This is a genomic window from Loktanella sp. IMCC34160 (assembly GCF_004145845.1).
Lineage (GTDB): Bacteria > Pseudomonadota > Alphaproteobacteria > Rhodobacterales > Rhodobacteraceae > SELP01.
In genome coordinates this window covers 242763-258274 of the sequence record NZ_SELP01000001.1, presented here as the reverse complement: position 1 = coordinate 258274, position 15512 = coordinate 242763, and the positions used below count along the sequence as shown (strand labels likewise).

Annotated in this window: 16 protein-coding genes; 5 read left to right on the top strand and 11 right to left on the bottom strand. The window is 62.9% G+C overall.

Annotated elements, in window-relative coordinates:
- Positions 1 to 71: 71 nt before the first annotated feature.
- Together ccrA and EU803_RS01240 are read right to left on the bottom strand one after the other, a co-directional pair.
- Positions 72 to 1361: a crotonyl-CoA carboxylase/reductase gene (gene ccrA / locus EU803_RS01245; RefSeq protein ID WP_129679037.1), complete on the bottom strand. Its 1290-nt coding sequence runs from the start codon at positions 1359 to 1361 to the stop codon at positions 72 to 74.
- Between the two features lie 120 nt (positions 1362 to 1481).
- Entirely contained in the window at positions 1482 to 2891 is a 1410-nt protein-coding gene (locus EU803_RS01240) for a 1-acyl-sn-glycerol-3-phosphate acyltransferase (RefSeq protein ID WP_129679036.1), read from the bottom strand.
- An 11-nt stretch (positions 2892 to 2902) separates the two neighbouring features.
- Between EU803_RS01240 and EU803_RS01235 the strand changes: the two genes are divergently transcribed.
- From EU803_RS01235 to EU803_RS01225, 3 genes are all read left to right on the top strand, one after another.
- Positions 2903 to 4057 carry a Hint domain-containing protein gene (locus EU803_RS01235; RefSeq protein WP_129679035.1) on the top strand — a complete coding sequence of 385 codons (1155 nt, stop codon included), beginning with the start codon at positions 2903 to 2905 and terminating at the stop codon, positions 4055 to 4057.
- A gap of 167 nt (positions 4058 to 4224) precedes the next feature.
- Entirely contained in the window at positions 4225 to 6192 is a 1968-nt protein-coding gene (locus tag EU803_RS01230; RefSeq protein WP_129679034.1) for a protein meaA, read from the top strand.
- A gap of 121 nt (positions 6193 to 6313) precedes the next feature.
- Entirely contained in the window at positions 6314 to 6661 is a 348-nt protein-coding gene (locus tag EU803_RS01225) for an H-NS histone family protein (protein ID WP_129679033.1), read from the top strand.
- Here EU803_RS01225 and EU803_RS01220 read toward each other — a convergent pair.
- A complete protein-coding gene (locus EU803_RS01220; protein ID WP_165352746.1) occupies positions 6658 to 7170 on the bottom strand; it encodes a DUF4329 domain-containing protein in 513 nt (170 codons plus the stop codon). The two genes, EU803_RS01225 and EU803_RS01220, sit on opposite strands and share 4 nt — an antisense overlap.
- A gap of 64 nt (positions 7171 to 7234) precedes the next feature.
- Between EU803_RS01220 and deoD the strand changes: the two genes are divergently transcribed.
- Complete coding sequence (deoD, locus tag EU803_RS01215; RefSeq protein WP_129679031.1) at positions 7235 to 7939, top strand: purine-nucleoside phosphorylase; 705 nt, start codon at positions 7235 to 7237, stop codon at positions 7937 to 7939.
- Here deoD and EU803_RS01210 read toward each other — a convergent pair.
- The gene (locus EU803_RS01210) at positions 7919 to 8797 is read right to left on the bottom strand and encodes a LysR family transcriptional regulator (RefSeq protein ID WP_129679030.1); all 879 of its coding nucleotides are present in this window, start codon (positions 8795 to 8797) and stop codon (positions 7919 to 7921) included. The two genes, deoD and EU803_RS01210, sit on opposite strands and share 21 nt — an antisense overlap.
- A gap of 99 nt (positions 8798 to 8896) precedes the next feature.
- Here EU803_RS01210 and EU803_RS01205 point away from each other — a divergent pair, with 99 nt between their 5' ends.
- Positions 8897 to 10216 carry an aminotransferase class I/II-fold pyridoxal phosphate-dependent enzyme gene (locus EU803_RS01205; RefSeq protein WP_129679029.1) on the top strand — a complete coding sequence of 440 codons (1320 nt, stop codon included), beginning with the start codon at positions 8897 to 8899 and terminating at the stop codon, positions 10214 to 10216.
- Positions 10217 to 10219: 3 nt separating this feature from the next.
- Here the strand turns inward: EU803_RS01205 and EU803_RS01200 are convergent, their stop codons facing one another.
- The 7 genes from EU803_RS01200 to sdhC all read right to left on the bottom strand — a co-directional run bounded on the left by EU803_RS01200 (position 10220) and on the right by sdhC (position 15349).
- Complete coding sequence (locus EU803_RS01200) at positions 10220 to 11062, bottom strand: DUF1989 domain-containing protein (protein ID WP_129679028.1); 843 nt, start codon at positions 11060 to 11062, stop codon at positions 10220 to 10222.
- A 205-nt stretch (positions 11063 to 11267) separates the two neighbouring features.
- Positions 11268 to 12047 carry a succinate dehydrogenase iron-sulfur subunit gene (locus tag EU803_RS01195; protein WP_129679027.1) on the bottom strand — a complete coding sequence of 260 codons (780 nt, stop codon included), beginning with the start codon at positions 12045 to 12047 and terminating at the stop codon, positions 11268 to 11270.
- Between the two features lie 29 nt (positions 12048 to 12076).
- The gene (locus tag EU803_RS01190) at positions 12077 to 12451 is read right to left on the bottom strand and encodes a hypothetical protein (protein WP_129679026.1); all 375 of its coding nucleotides are present in this window, start codon (positions 12449 to 12451) and stop codon (positions 12077 to 12079) included.
- Positions 12452 to 12463: 12 nt separating this feature from the next.
- The gene (locus tag EU803_RS01185; protein ID WP_129679025.1) at positions 12464 to 12754 is read right to left on the bottom strand and encodes a hypothetical protein; all 291 of its coding nucleotides are present in this window, start codon (positions 12752 to 12754) and stop codon (positions 12464 to 12466) included.
- Positions 12754 to 14559, bottom strand: coding sequence for a succinate dehydrogenase flavoprotein subunit (gene sdhA / locus EU803_RS01180; RefSeq protein ID WP_129679024.1), 1806 nt, complete (start codon positions 14557 to 14559; stop codon positions 12754 to 12756). Before sdhA ends, EU803_RS01185 begins: the two co-directional genes overlap by 1 nt.
- 12 nt (positions 14560 to 14571) lie before the next feature.
- Entirely contained in the window at positions 14572 to 14943 is a 372-nt protein-coding gene (sdhD, locus tag EU803_RS01175; protein ID WP_129679023.1) for a succinate dehydrogenase, hydrophobic membrane anchor protein, read from the bottom strand.
- Between the two features lie 10 nt (positions 14944 to 14953).
- Entirely contained in the window at positions 14954 to 15349 is a 396-nt protein-coding gene (sdhC, locus tag EU803_RS01170) for a succinate dehydrogenase, cytochrome b556 subunit (protein ID WP_129679022.1), read from the bottom strand.
- Between the last annotated feature and the right edge of the window lie 163 nt (positions 15350 to 15512).

Below are 15512 nucleotides of genomic sequence, written 5' to 3'. Positions count from 1 at the left end.
TCTCAAGCATTTGAATCAAAAAGGGGCGCGGTCCCCGTGAACCACGCCCCCATTTCGCTGTCTGCCGGTTGCTACTGGCGCGATTCGGCGATCACGTCCTCGAAGGTGCGAATGCCCGGACGCGGGCTTTGGACCAGCACCGCCATGTTGCCCGGCTTGTGTTCGTTGCGCAGCATCTTGGTATGCGCCTGCGGGATATCATCCCAGCCGAAGACCTCGGACATGCAGGGGTCCAGACGCCGCTCGACCATCAGGCGGTTGGCGCTAGCGGCCTGCTTGAGGTTGGCGAAATGCGATCCCTGAAGACGCTTCTGGTGCATCCACATATAGCGGACATCGAAGGTGCAGTTGAACCCGCTGGTCCCGGCGCAGATCACCACCATCCCGCCCTTCTTCACGATAAGGGTCGACACGGGAAAGGTCGCCTCGCCCGGGTGTTCGAAGACCATGTCGACGTTGACGCCCTTGCCGGTGATGTCCCAGATCGCCTTGCCGAACTTGCGGGCCTCTTTCAGCCATTCATTGTATTCGGGGCTGTTCACCGTGGGCAGTTGCCCCCAGCAGTTGAAGTCCTTGCGGTTGATGACACCCTTGGCCCCCTGATCCATCACGAACTGACGCTTGGATTCATCCGAGATCACGCCAATCGCATTCGCCCCGGCCGTATTGGCCAACTGGATCGCATAGGACCCGAGCCCGCCTGACGCGCCCCAGACCAGAACGTTCTGACCGGGCTTCAGCTCGTGCGGGTGATGGCCGAACAGCATCCGGTAGGCGGTGGCCAACGTCAGCGTGTAGCAGGCGCTTTCTTCCCAGGTCAGGTGCTTGGGGCGCGGCATCAACTGCTGCGCCTGCACGCGGGTGAACTGCGCGAACGACCCGTCCCCGGTTTCATAACCCCAGATGCGCTGGGTCGGGCTGAACATCGGGTCGCCGCCGTTGCATTCCTCGTCGTCGCCGTCGTCCTGATTACAGTGAATGACAACCTCATCCCCGACCTTCCAGGTCTTCACCTTGTCGCCCACGGCCCAGACGATGCCCGACGCATCGGACCCGGCGATGTGATAATCCTGCTTGTGCACGTCAAAGGGGCTGATCGGTTTGCCAAGGCCTGCCCAGACGCCGTTATAGTTGACGCCCGCCGCCATCACGAGAACCAACACCTCGTGGCTGTCGATCTTCCAGGTGTCGACAACCTCTTTCTGGAACGATGTCTCGGGTTCGCCGTGACGTTCGCGCCGGATGGCCCAAGCGTACATCTTTTCCGGCACATGGCCGAGCGGCGGGATTTCCCCGATCTCATAGAGGTCCTTTTTCGGCGCGCTGTAGGTCGCAGCGGGGGTAGTTTCGTCGAGGGCCATCTGTTTCTCCATCGGCTTTCGGGCACCATTTTGCCGCGCCGCAGAATCGGCGCTACACCGCAGAGATATTATTCTGCGCGAAACAATGCAATCGCGAATGCCGGTATTTTTGTAATTTTATTACTGCCGCACCGCAGCGTCACTTTCCACGGCATTCGGGACTTTCCGCGTCCCTGACTTGAAGTGATGCGCGATCGAGGCGGCATAATAGGCCAGCACGTCCTCGGCCCCGTCCTCCACAAGGATGCGCCCGTCTTCTTCGCGAACAAGGCCGCGCTGAAACAGGATTTCCAGCGCGTCCTGGGTCACCGTGCGGGCATCCCGGCGCGGCACCGTGACCCCGTTGGACCGGAACATGTCAATCGCGCTTTGGGCCGCGACCTTCAGCGCCCCACGCTCGGTCACCCCCTGCAGGATCATCCGGGACACCAGCGGCACCGGCATCACCGGCACCACTGCCCGGATCCGGTCCATCAATTCGGCGGCAACGGCCGATGTCACCTCTTCCGACTGACCAGCCCCGGCAAAGGTTGACAGACGCAGGGGCTGCCCAAACCCGACCGACGCCGTGCCAAACCCCTTGAACCGGAAGGTGACCCGCTGCCACAGATGGCCCAGAACCGCCCTCACCACGGTGCCCAGCGGGGGCCGGAACCGGCGCACCCCGGTCTTGTCCGCCTTGATCAGAAACCTGTCTTCCAGAACCCGATCATAGTTCAGCGCCACGGGGACAAAGATCACCTCGCGCCCGCCGGGCGACCAGGATTCCACGATATAGCTTAGCAAGCCCAGCTTCGCCTCCATCACCCGCCCGGTGACCGACAGCCCACCCTCGGGGAACATGGCCTGTGTGACCCCGCCCTGCGTGGACAGTTGGACATAGCGGGCCAGCACCCGGCGATACAGCGCGCCCCGCGATTTGCGCCGGATGAAATAGGCGCCCATTGACCGGATCACCGCCGACAGCGGCCAGACCCGCGCCCATTCGCCCACCGCGTAGGACAGGGCAGACGCCCGCGACACCAGATAGGTCACCAGAACATAGTCCATGTTCGACCGGTGGTTCATCACAAAGACCACGGCGGCATCCGCGTCGATGTCTTCCAGCGCATCCCGGTCAAACGCCCCCAACCTGATCCGGTACAGCGACCGGGACAGCCAGCGTGCCAATCGCGTCCCGACCGTGAAATAGGCGGTCGCGGAAAACCCCGGCACGATCTCGCGGGCATAGCGGCGGGCCTTTTCAAAGGCGACGTTCTCGGGAACTCCTTCTTCGGCAGCATAATCCACGATAGCCTGACTGACTTCGGGGTCGTAGATCAGCCGCTGGATCATGTCATAGCGGCGGGCCAGCTTGAACGGCTCGATCGGGCGGGCCAGCCGTTCGTTCAGCCGCGCAATGACCTTCTCTGCCCGGCGGCGAAAAAACCATCGGACCGAAGGAAACAGGAAATGCGATGCAAAGGTGACGGCCGCAAAGAGCAGAACCAACAGAAACAGCCAGAGCGGTAATGTGACAGTCGTGCCCATGACACGAAGCTTTGCAGCATCCTGCCACATGGGACAATAGCCATTCTCGGCCGCCGATTAGCACTATTGAAAGGCTCGGCCCCTACAAACTTGGTGTTCTCTTTAAGCAAAATGAGCGCCAAATGGCCATAATTTCCAATACCGGGCAGCTTTTATATGCTGGCAATTTTGCCGAGTTTGACACGGACGAGAGCAACAATGCTGCGGAGAATTATGACGGCCTGATCGGGACGGTCATCAGCGACCCCAGCGCCGTCATCGACAGCTTTGTCCTCGAAGATGTCGATAACAACGGCTCTATCTCGGAAACCGGGTCGATCGACACGGTGACGGTCGGGGGCGTGACCTCTGCCATCGACACCTTCATGGTCGTCAGCCTGCTTGTCACCAACCTCGACGGTACGACCTTTACGACGCTGGTCGTCGCCTTCCAGTTGGACAACGGCGATGTCTATATAACCGACCTCGTCGACCGGATCGAAGGAACCTATCGATCCATTGAAATTATCGACGTCGGCGATACCGGCGGCGGCTCTGGCATTTCCGGCTGGCAGCCGGGCGGAAGCTACTACATTTCAAATCTCGAACTGACGCCGTGCTTTGCGAAAGGGACGCAGATTGAAACGCAGTCCGGGCCCATCCCTATCGAGGCTTTGCGCAAGGGTTGCCTGATCCCGACGCTTGACCACGGGCTGCAAGCGCTGCGCTGGGTCGGCTTCACCCGGCGCATTGCCTTGGCGGACGGTGCTCCGGTTCTCTTTCCACGCGGTTCTGTCGGCAACACGCGTGACCTGCTCGTTTCGCCCCAACATCGCATGTTGCTGGCGTCTCCGATGGCGGAATTGATGTTTGGCGCAAACGAGGTCCTGTGCCCGGCGAAGGCCATGGTCGGCGTGAATCAGATCCGGCGCAAGTTGATGCCGACCGTCGATTACTACCATCTTCTGTTCGACCAGCATGAAATCATCTGGGCCAATGGCACCCCGAGCGAGAGCTTTCTTCCCGGCAGCCCCGCAGCCTTGGCATTCCCCGAACTGATCCCGAATGCCGCGCCGATGGTGACAGCGCGCCTGTCTTTGACGGCGCGTGAAACCTCGGTTCTGCTGCGGGAGATGGACACATTGGCGACCCCTTACAGGGGGCCTTTGTCTCTGGTCGATCTCTAGCCTGATCGTTCAGCGCCGAAACACGGCCTACCTTCCCACCCAAAAGAGCGAAGCTGCAACGCAGCACAAACCACGCGCCGCAACGCAGCGAATTGACGCGCCAGAAAATTCCAAGTATTTACCTCGTGACGTAAGAAAATTACCCCATAGATTCACGAGGCCCGTTCATGTCGCAGATGCAGAAAGACCGCCCCTGGCTGTTCAGAACCTACGCCGGGCATTCGACTGCCGCCGCGTCCAATGCGCTTTACCGGGGCAATCTGGCCAAGGGCCAAACCGGGCTTTCCGTGGCCTTCGACCTGCCCACACAGACGGGATACGACAGCGACCATGCGCTGGCCCGTGGCGAGGTCGGCAAGGTTGGGGTGCCCGTCTGCCATCTGGGCGACATGCGGGCGCTGTTCGATCAGATCCCGCTGGAGCAGATGAACACCTCGATGACGATCAACGCGACCGCGCCCTGGCTTCTGGCGCTCTATATCGCTGTGGCCGAGGAACAGGGCGCCGACATTTCCGCGCTTCAGGGCACGGTTCAGAACGACATCATCAAGGAATACCTGTCGCGGGGCACCTATATCTGCCCGCCGGAACCGTCCTTGCGGATGATCACGGATGTGGCCGCCTACACCCGCGAACACCTGCCCAAATGGAACCCGATGAACGTCTGTTCCTACCACTTGCAAGAGGCGGGCGCGACGCCGGAGGAAGAGCTTGCCTTCGCCCTAGCCACCGCCATTGCGGTTCTGGACGACCTGAAGCGTAAGGTTCCGACCGAAGCATTTCCGGCCATGGTCGGCCGTATTTCCTTCTTCGTGAACGCGGGCATCCGCTTTGTCACCGAACTGTGCAAGATGCGGGCCTTTGTCGAACTGTGGGATGAAATCTGCCGCGATCGCTATGGCGTCGAAGAAGAGAAGTTCCGCCGCTTCCGCTACGGGGTGCAGGTCAATTCCCTTGGGCTGACCGAACAGCAGCCAGAGAATAACGTCTACCGCATCCTTCTGGAAACGCTGGCCGTAACCCTGTCAAAGAACGCCCGCGCCCGCGCCGTTCAATTGCCCGCCTGGAACGAGGCGCTTGGCCTGCCCCGCCCCTGGGATCAGCAATGGTCGCTGCGGATGCAACAGATTCTCGCCTATGAAACCGATCTTCTGGAATTCGGCGACCTGTTCGATGGCAACCCCGCCGTCACCGCCAAGGTCGAGGCGCTGAAAGACGGCGCGCGCGCCGAACTGGCCCAGATCGACGCGATGGGCGGCGCGGTCAAGGCCATCGACTATATGAAGTCACGACTGGTGGACTCGAACGCCGCCCGCATCGCCAATATCGAATCCGGCGAAACCACCGTTGTCGGCGTCAACAAATGGCAGCAGGGCGAACCCTCGCCGCTGACCGCGGGCGACGACGCGATCATGACCGTCGACGCGGCAGCCGAGGCGGATCAGCTCGCCCGCCTTGCCGCATGGAAGGCCGGGCGGGATGCGGGCGCGGTCGCCCGGGCACTGGCCGATCTGCGCGCCGCTGCCCTATCGGGCGAAAACGTCATGCCCGCCTCGATCGCCTGTGCCAAGGCGGGGGTCACCACCGGCGAATGGGCCGAAGAGGTGCGCACTGCCTTTGGCCAATACCGCGCACCAACCGGCGTGTCCCCGAACCCGTCGAACCGGACCGAAGGGCTGGACGATATCCGTGCCCGCGTGGACGAGGTCAGCCGCAAGCTGGGCCGCAAGTTGAAATTTCTTGTCGGCAAGCCGGGGTTGGATGGCCATTCCAACGGGGCCGAACAGATTGCCGCCCGGGCCCGCGACGTGGGCATGGACATCACCTATCAGGGGATCCGCCTGACCCCCGATGAGATCGTGGCCCAAGCGGCAGAGGACGACGCCCATGTCGTCGGCCTGTCAATCCTGTCTGGATCGCACCTGCCGCTGATCGCCGAGGTTCTGGAAAAGATGAAAGCCGCCGGGCTGGGGCATATCCCGGTCATCGCGGGCGGGATCATTCCCGAAGATGACGCCGCAAAACTGCGCGCGATGGGGGTAGACCGGGTCTATACGCCGAAGGATTTCGAATTGAACCGGATCATGGCCGATATTGCCGATCTCGCCGAACCAAAGGCCGTAGCTGCCGAATAACGACAGCTCCGATTCAATTTCTCGCCCCTGAATTGCATTATTCAGGGTTTCAAGGCATTTTTGTTTTTTGTCAGTGATTTCTATGGCACGAGTTCCAAACGAATTTCGAAGGAGCGAGAACATGAAATTCAATCTGAAGTCACTGTCCCGCAAGGAGCTTGAAAAGCTTCGGGCGGATGTGGACAAGGCCCTTGCAAAAGTGGCCGAGTCCGAAAAGAAGCTGGCCCTTGAAGCAGCCGAGAAAGCCGCCCGCGATTTCGGCTTTTCTCTGGATGACCTGACCGGTGCCGGGGCCCCGAAAAAACGCGGCCGCAAACCCAAAGCTGCAAAAGCCCCGAAAACCGCCGGTGTTGCGAAATACGCAAACCCTTCGGATTCCAGCCAGACCTGGACCGGGAAAGGCCGACAGCCGCAATGGTTCAAGGACGCGATCGCAGGCGGGGCCGACCCGTCGACGATGGAACTTTAATCCTCCATCAACCGCATTAATTCCTCGACCGAATAGACGTCCTGAATCTCTCCGTTGAGCCCCTTGTAAAACCCGGGCGCAACGGGGAGGCAGGCGACCCCGCAAATCTGACGCACCTCGCGATTGCGGGTATCCACATACCAAAGCCGCCCGCCGGGGGTGGAGACAAAGCCATTCAGGTAGAGCGCCGCATCGCTGCGATAATCGGTATCGCTGGGCACCTCGTTGATATACCCGACATCGAATGCCCCGTGGGTATGATAGGATGCGACCGGGGCGAAATTCTCGGGTATTTCCGAATAACAGGTGGCCTGCGTTCCGGGTGACGGATCGGTCGCGATCAGAACGCCGCGCGCGTCATATCCGATAAACCCGCAATACTCGCGCCGCTTGGCAAAAGACGGGGCCTGCAACGCCCGCAACGTTTCCCGTGCAAGCTCCATTTCCGCAAGGTCCTGCGCCCAGAGATTTGCTGGAAACAGCAAAAGGACCCATAAGAATCTGGTCATTGGCATTTTCCCGACTTGGCCTTACCCCTGTCAGGATAATCAAAATAACCAAGGAGTCATCCAAATGACCGTTCATATCGGGGCACAGCCCGGCCAGATCGCGGAAACCGTGCTGATGCCCGGCGACCCCTATCGCGCCAAATGGATCGCCGAGACATTCCTGCAGGACGCCGAATGCATCAATCAGGTGCGCGGAATGCTGGGGTTCACCGGAACATGGAACGGCCACCGCGTGACCGTGCAGGGGTCGGGCATGGGGATGCCGTCCTTTTCCATCTACGCCAACGAACTGATCCGTGACTACGGCGCCAAGACGCTGATCCGGATCGGGTCCTGTGGCGGGATGCAACATCACGTCAAGGTTCGCGACGTAATCATCGCCATGACCTGCACTACCATGTCGACCCCATCCCGCGGCATCCTGCGTGACCTGAATTTCGCCCCCTGCGCCGACTACGGTCTTCTGGCCGCCGCGGTCGAGGCTGCGAAATCCGTCGATGTGGCGACCCATGTCGGCAACATCTATTCCTCCGACACCTTCTATGACGAACGCAACGACCTTCAGGAACAGATGATCCGCCACGGGGTTCTGGGGGTCGAGATGGAAGCGGCAGAGCTATACATCCTCGCCGCCCGTCACAAGGCCCGCGCGCTGGCCGTCTTCACCGTGTCCGACCACCTTCTGACGCACGAGGCCCTGCCCAGTGAAGACCGCGAAAAGACCTTTGGCGATATGGTCGAGATCGCCCTAAAGGCCGCCTTCGCCTGACGAGCGCAGCCAATCCGCAACCCGCGCCACGGCAGACCCCGGGCGCGGGGGGCGGGCAAAGCCAAGCCGCAAATCCCGATCCAGCCGCACACGGCCCGGCAGGGGCGCGACAAGGGCGCCGCTGTCCAGATGCCGTTCGACCAACGCCCCGTGTGCCATCAGCACCCCCGCCCCGTTCACGGCCTCTTCGACCGCAAGCGCGAACAGGGAATGCACCGGCCCGCGCGGCACCAGACCGGGCGCATGTTCGGCGGCCCAGACCTGCCAATCCTCAGACCAGACCGCGTCGGACAGGCAGGGCACTAACGACAGGTCGGACGCCGCCTTGACATGCCTGGCCAGGGTCGGGGCGCAGACGGGAAAAATCTCGTCCCGCGCGACCACAACGCCACCCGCAGCCTCATAGAACAATGTCATGTCATAGGGCGCCCGCTTCAGGTTCGGCGGCCGTTCCATCGCGGTGATTGACACCGACAGGCCGGGGAATGCCGCCCGCAGACCCGGCAGGCGCGGCGACAGCCAAAGCTGCGCCACCGCCGGCAGGGCCGCGATCTGGACAACCTGCGGCGCCGCCTCGGCCCGCAGCGTCTGCACCGCGATGCCCAGACTGTCGAAGGCCTCGGACAGCGCGGGCAGGCAGCGCGCGCCCAACGCAGTCAGTTGCACCCCCTTGGCCTGCCGCTCGAACAGGGGCGCGCCCAGATCGGCCTCCAAGCCCTTGATATGGGCGGTGACCGCGCCGGGGGTCACGCCCAACTCCTCGGCCGCCGCCGCGAACCCGCCGAGCCGCGCCGCCGCCTCGAAGGCACGCAGGGCATTCAGCGCGGGCAGGCGCATGGGGGGCGGGGCAAGGGTCATGGCATAGCCTTAATTTTTCTAACCCTAAATTTTCAGAAAACTGATTTGCACGCAAGCCCGCCCCCCGCCGATCTTGTCTTCAACGAAAAGGAGCCCGCCATGATCCACCTTGCCCGCCGCCCCTGGGTGCCCGCCAACTGCGAAACCCGCGTTCAGGACATCGCCGCCACCGCCTCTGCCCCCTCCGCCACCGTCGCGGACCGGATCGAAGCGTTGATCACCGAAAACGATCGCATCCACACCAAGGCCTGTTTCAACCTGAACCCCGCCACAAACGTGATGAACCCCAAGGCAGAGGCCGCGCTGGCCCGCGGTCTGGGGTCGCGGCCCTCGCTCGGCTACCCGGGCGACAAATACGAAATGGGCCTGCAAGCGATCGAGGAGATTGAGGTGCTGGCCGCCGAACTGGCCTGTGAGATCTTCGGCGCGCGCTATGCCGAAATCCGGGTGCCGTCGGGGGCCATCGCCAATCTTTATGGCTTCATGGCGCTGGCAAAGCCCGGCGACGCAATCATCGCCCCACCCGCCGCGGTTGGCGGCCATGTCACCCATCACGCCGACGGCTGCGCCGGGCTCTACGGGCTCACGACCCACCCCGCCCCGGTAAACGCAGACGGCTACACTGTCGATCTGGATGCGCTGGAAAAGCTGGCGCTCGACCTACGCCCGAAAGTCATCACCATCGGCGGCTCGCTCAACCTTTTTCCCCATCCGGTGCGCGAAATCCGGGCCATCGCCGACAAGGTCGGGGCCAAGGTCCTGTTCGACGCAGCCCACCAATGCGGGATCATCGCGGGCGGGGCATGGGCCAACCCGCTGGCCGAAGGTGCGCATCTGATGACGATGAGCACTTATAAATCCCTCGGCGGTCCGGCGGGCGGGCTTATCGTGACCAATGAAGCCGAGATTGCCCAGCGGCTGGACAGTATCGCCTTTCCGGGGATGACCGCGAATTTCGACGCGGCGAAATCGGCCGCACTTGCGCTCAGCCTGCTGGACTGGCGGGATCATGGCCGGGCCTATGCGCGTGCGATGATCGACACCGCGCAGGCCTTCGCGGCAGAGCTGGACCGGCTGGGCATACCTGTATTCCGGGGCAAGGGCGGCTTCACCACCTCGCATCAGTTCGCAGTTTTGGCCGCCCCCTACGGCGGCGGACAAGCGGCGTCAAAGACCCTCGAAAAGGCGGGGTTCCTTGCCTGCGGCATCGGTCTCCCGGTCGAGGAGGTTGCGGGCGACATGAACGGGCTGCGGATCGGCACGCCGGAACTGGTGCGCTGGGGTGTCACGGTCAAGGATATCCCCGCCATTGCCGCGCTGGTGGCCGAGGCGCTTCAGGCCAACGACCCCGCCGCCATCGCCCCCCGCACGGCAGAGCTGCGCGGCTGGTTCGACCGGCTGCACTATGTCAACGGCTAGAAACTACCGCCCGTGACTGCGGTCATATCCGTTGACCGCGGGCGGTTCCCACCCCTCCAGCGCGGCGGCGTCCGGCGCCCAGACCTCCATCTTCAGGGGATAGCAAGCCGCCGTATCGGAGGAATGTTCCGACGAACAGTCGCCACCGGGACAGGCGCTTTGAACTGCCAGAAGATCGATCTCGGCGAAGAACTCGATATGGTCGCCGGGGCGAACCGGGCTAGCCTTCATGAAATATTGCCCCGTGTCGCGGGTGAATCCGGTGCACATGAAGACGTTCAGTACGTCATGCACATGGGCCTCCGCCTCGGACAGGGTCAGCCCCCGCGCATCGGCCAGCGCGCGGGTCAGGTTGGAATGACAGCAGTGGTGATACTGACTGCCCGACAGAAGGTTGCCGGTATAGGGATCGCAGCGGGTGCCGATCACATCATGCACCGACCCGCCGAAGGCATCGATCCCATACCAGCCCAGACTATCCGCCGTCACCGTCGCCATTGGGCGCAGGGTCGGAAAGTTGGACCAAAGCCGATCGCCCGTAGTGACATGAGTGCCGTGCAGCGCGCGGGTCTTGCCGGAATAGAACCGCTCTGACAGGTCGTGCAGATTGAACAGGTTCAGGTCGCCCACTTGCGGCCCCTCCACGCTTTCAATGCGCAGAAACGACCCGGCGGGCACCTCAATACTGGCGGCATCGCGGGCGGGAACGATCACCTCGGCCAGCTTTCGCGCCGTGGCACGGGCCGCCGTATAAAGGCCCATCGGCGGCACCGGCAGCGTGTCGGTCGGATAGCAGATCACCGGGGCAATGGCCCGGCGGGCTGCGGCATCAGCGGGTTCGGTCATGGGTTCGGGCCTCCGGTCTTGGGTGCGGCAAGATCACCCCGGCAAGGTGGATTTGGCAAGGGCGAACACACCCCTTCTTTGGGTCCAAAAATATCCCCGCCGGAGGCACCCGCCCAATGCAGAAGCGACGCCGCCGGGGTCCGGGGCGTCGCTGTGCCGATTTCAGAATAAGAACGCGCGGTAGCGCACCTTTTGGCAACTGCCCCTAGACGTGACGCTCCACCATCATCTTCTTGATGTGCGAAATCGCCTTGGCCGGGTTCAGACCCTTCGGGCAGGTCTTGGCGCAGTTCATGATGGTGTGGCAGCGATACAGCTTGAACGGGTCTTCCAGCTGATCCAGTCGTTCGCCCGTCGCCTCGTCGCGGCTGTCGATCAGCCAGCGGTAGGCGTGCAGCAGCGCGGCCGGCCCAAGATACTTGTCGCCGTTCCACCAATAGGACGGGCAAGAGGTCGAGCAAGAGGCGCACATGACGCATTCATACAGACCGTCCAGCTTCTTGCGGTCCTCGATCGACTGGCGCCACTCTTTGGCCGGGCGGTTGGTCTTGGTTTCCAGCCACGGCATGATGCTGGCGTGCTGGGCGTAGAAATGGGTCAGGTCGGGGATCAGGTCCTTGACCACCGGCATATGCGGTAGCGGGTAGATCTTGATATCGCCCCTAATCTCATCCGTGCCGAAGATACAGGCCAGCGTGTTGCGCCCGTCGATGTTCATCGCGCAGGACCCGCAGATTCCTTCCCGGCAGGACCGGCGGAAGGTCAGGGTCGGGTCGATCTCGTTCTTGATCTTGATCAGCACGTCCAGAACCATCGGGCCGCAGCTGTCCATGTCCACCCAATAGGTATCCAGACGCGGGTTCTTTCCGTCGTCGGGGTTCCAGCGGTAAATCTGCACCTTGCGCAGGTTCTTCGCCCCTTCGGGTTTCGGCCATGTCTTGCCCACCGTCATCCGGCTGTTCTTGGGAAGCGTCAGTTGGACCATGTCTCAGGCTCCTGCCTTGGTTCGTTCGTTCAGGTCAGCGCCGCGGTGGCGCAGGCAATTGTATCGTCGCGGTTCAGCAGCGTCTGGGTCAGCGCTAGCGTGGCCTCCGGGTCTTCATTCGCGGCCAGCAGATCAAGCTCGTCGCCGGTCGCACTTTGCAGGATGCAGCCGGTCAGCGCCTCGCCCACCGGGCCGGGGGCCTGCGCCTGCACCAGCGGCGACACAACCACGCGGGCCTGATCTTGCACAGACGCGTCGGCCTCGCCATCAAGCGGTGCGGCTGCGACCTCTGCCGGAGCCTCAAATGTCGCGGTGTCCTCCGCCCGGGACGCGTCCTCGGCCCCATCCTGCATCGCGCAGCCCGCGACGGCGGCGGCAAGGGTCATGGACAGGATCAAACGCATCGGCACTCTCCCCTACAGATCCGGCTGCCGGGTCGGGGACTGCCCCCCGGTCCGGCTCTGGTAACATTCGGCGTAGACCGCTACCGGGTCACGCCCAGCAAGGTAATCCGCGCTCAGCCCGATCTCGGCCCCAACGAAGGGGCCAGAGTTGGAATTTGCCCCGATGGTGACGCGGCCGGTCGGCCCGGCGGCCTCGCGGGCCCGCTCGGAACAGACCTCATGGGCGCGTTCCGGCGACATCGGCTGCGGGGTGCAGGCAGCGGCCAGCACCGGCAAGGCAAGAATGACAACCAGGCCGCGCATCAGAAGGTCCGCGCCTTCGGGGCAATGGTTTTCAGGCTGATCCCGCCCTCGGCCTCGGTGGTCAGCGGATCGGTGATCACCGGACGATAGGACAGGTCCACTTTGTTCCCATCAACACGGGAAATCGTGTGGACGCGCCATTTCTTGTCGTCACGTTCGGCGTAGTCCTCATGCGCGTGGGCGCCCCGGCTTTCCTTGCGGGCCTCGGCGCCGACGATGGTGGCCAGCGCGTTCGGCATCAGGTTGGTCAGTTCCAGCGTTTCCATCAGGTCGCTGTTCCAGACCAGCGACCGGTCGGTGACCTTCAGGTCATCCAACTTGGCCGCGACGGCGGTCATCTTTTCGACCCCTTCCTTCAGCGTCTTGTCGGTGCGGAAGACGGCAGCGTCGGCCTGCATGGTCTTCTGCATCTCAAGGCGCAGTTCGGCGGTGGGCACGGTGCCATTGGCATGGCGCAGCCCGTCGAACCGGTCAAACGCCTTGTCGACGCTGGCGGTGTTCGGGGTCGGGATGGCGCTGGACCGGTCCACCACGGCGCCGGCGCGGATCGCGGCGGCGCGGCCAAAGACCACAAGGTCGATCAGGCTGTTGGACCCAAGGCGGTTCGCCCCGTGGACCGACGCGCAGCCCGCCTCGCCCACGGCCATCAGGCCGGGGACCACGGCGTTGGGGTCTTTCTTGGTCGGGTTCAGAACCTCGCCGTAGTAGTTCGTCGGCACCCCGCCCATGTTGTAATGGACGGTCGGCAGAACCGGGATCGGTTCCTTGGTCACATCGACGCCCGCAAAAATCTTCGCGCTTTCCGAAATGCCCGGCAGGCGTTCGGCCAGCGCCTCGGCGGGCAGGTGGTTCAGGTTCAGGTGAATGTGGTCGCCATTGGCACCCACGCCCCGGCCCTCGCGGATTTCCATGGTCATGCAGCGGCTGACATAGTCACGCGGGGCAAGGTCCTTGTAGTTGGGCGCATAGCGCTCCATGAACCGTTCGCCTTCCGAGTTGGTCAGATAGCCGCCCTCGCCGCGCGCGCCTTCGGTGATCAGGCAGCCCGCGCCATAGATGCCGGTCGGGTGGAACTGGACGAATTCCATGTCCTGAAGCGGCAGCCCCGCACGCGCCACCATCCCGCCACCGTCGCCGGTGCAGGTGTGGGCGCTGGTCGCGCTGAAATAGGCGCGGCCATAGCCGCCGGTCGCCAACACCACCATCTTGGCATTGAAGACATGCATGGTGCCATCGTCCAGCTTCCAGCAGACGACACCCTGACACACGCCATCGTCCGACATGATCAGGTCGATGGCGAAGTATTCGATGAAGAACTCGGCCTTTTCCTTCAGGGACTGGCCATACAGCGTGTGCAGGATCGCGTGGCCGGTTCGGTCGGCGGCGGCGCAGGTGCGCTGCACCGGCGGGCCTTCGCCAAACTCGGTCGTGTGGCCGCCGAACGGGCGCTGATAGATCTTGCCCTCTTCGGTCCGGCTGAACGGCACGCCGTAATGCTCCAGCTCGTAAACCGCCTTGGGCGCCTCACGCGCGAGGTATTCCATCGCGTCGGTGTCGCCCAGCCAGTCAGACCCCTTCACGGTGTCATACATGTGCCATTGCCAGCTGTCCGGGCCCATGTTGCCCAGGCTGGCAGCAATGCCGCCCTGCGCCGCAACCGTGTGCGACCGGGTCGGGAAGACCTTGGTCACGCAGGCGGTGCGCAGCCCCTGTTCGGCCATGCCAAGGGTGGCGCGCAGACCGGCCCCGCCGGCCCCCACAACGACCACGTCATATTCGTGCGTCTCGTATTCATAAGCTGCCATCGGTCGTCTTCCTTACAGCGCCATTTTCGCCAGCGCGAACAGCCCGGTCGCGATCAGGCCATAGGTGAATGCGGTCGTGAACATCAGCGCCGCCTTGCGGGTGGTACCCCGCCAGTAATCTTCGATCATGATCTGCGCGCCATTCTTGAAGTGCAGCAGGCCAAAGACCAGAACCAGCCCGGTCAGGATCGCCGGGATCGGGCGGGCGAAGGTGGCCAGTACCTCGTCATGGGTGCCGCCAAGGGCCGAGCCAAAGACATAAAGGAAGGTCGGAACGATCAGGGCCAGCCCCACCGCGCTGACCTGCATATGCCAGTGATGTTCGGTCCCGCTGTGGCCTGCGCCCTTGCCTTCGGCGCGCTTGCGGTCTGTCAGATAACGCATATCGGCCCCCTTAGATGATGATGATCGTCAGAACGGTCAGGACGACCGAGCCGATCAGCAGGCCCCAGCCCAGCTTTTCCGCCGTCGGAATGTCCAGCCCGTGGCCCGCGTCGTAGTACAGATGCCGCAACCCGGCGAGGAAGTGATACCAGATCCCCCAAAGCGACAGGGTCATCACGATATCCCCCAGCCAGCTTGTGATCACGGCGTCAGCCAGGGCGTAATATTCCGGGCTTGTCGCCGCCGCCAGAAGCCACCAGACGACCAGAACGGCGCTGACGATCAGCGCATTGCCGGTGATCCGGGTCAGAATCGAGGTCAGCATGGGGATGTGCCAGCGGTAAATCTGGATGTGGGGGGAAAGAGGGCGCTCTACCCCGCCCGGCCCCGAAGTCTGCTCAGCCATGTCGGTTTCCTTCTCGGCTTCGTCGCAGGCGACACGCAGGCCGCCCACCGTCTTCCCGTTTCTGAAGGATTTTCCCGCCCGAGTCACGCACGGAGTCGGGCGAAATCCCACGAATTCGACGGGCGATAGCGATAAAATACCAGCTTGTGATCACATTTTTCCA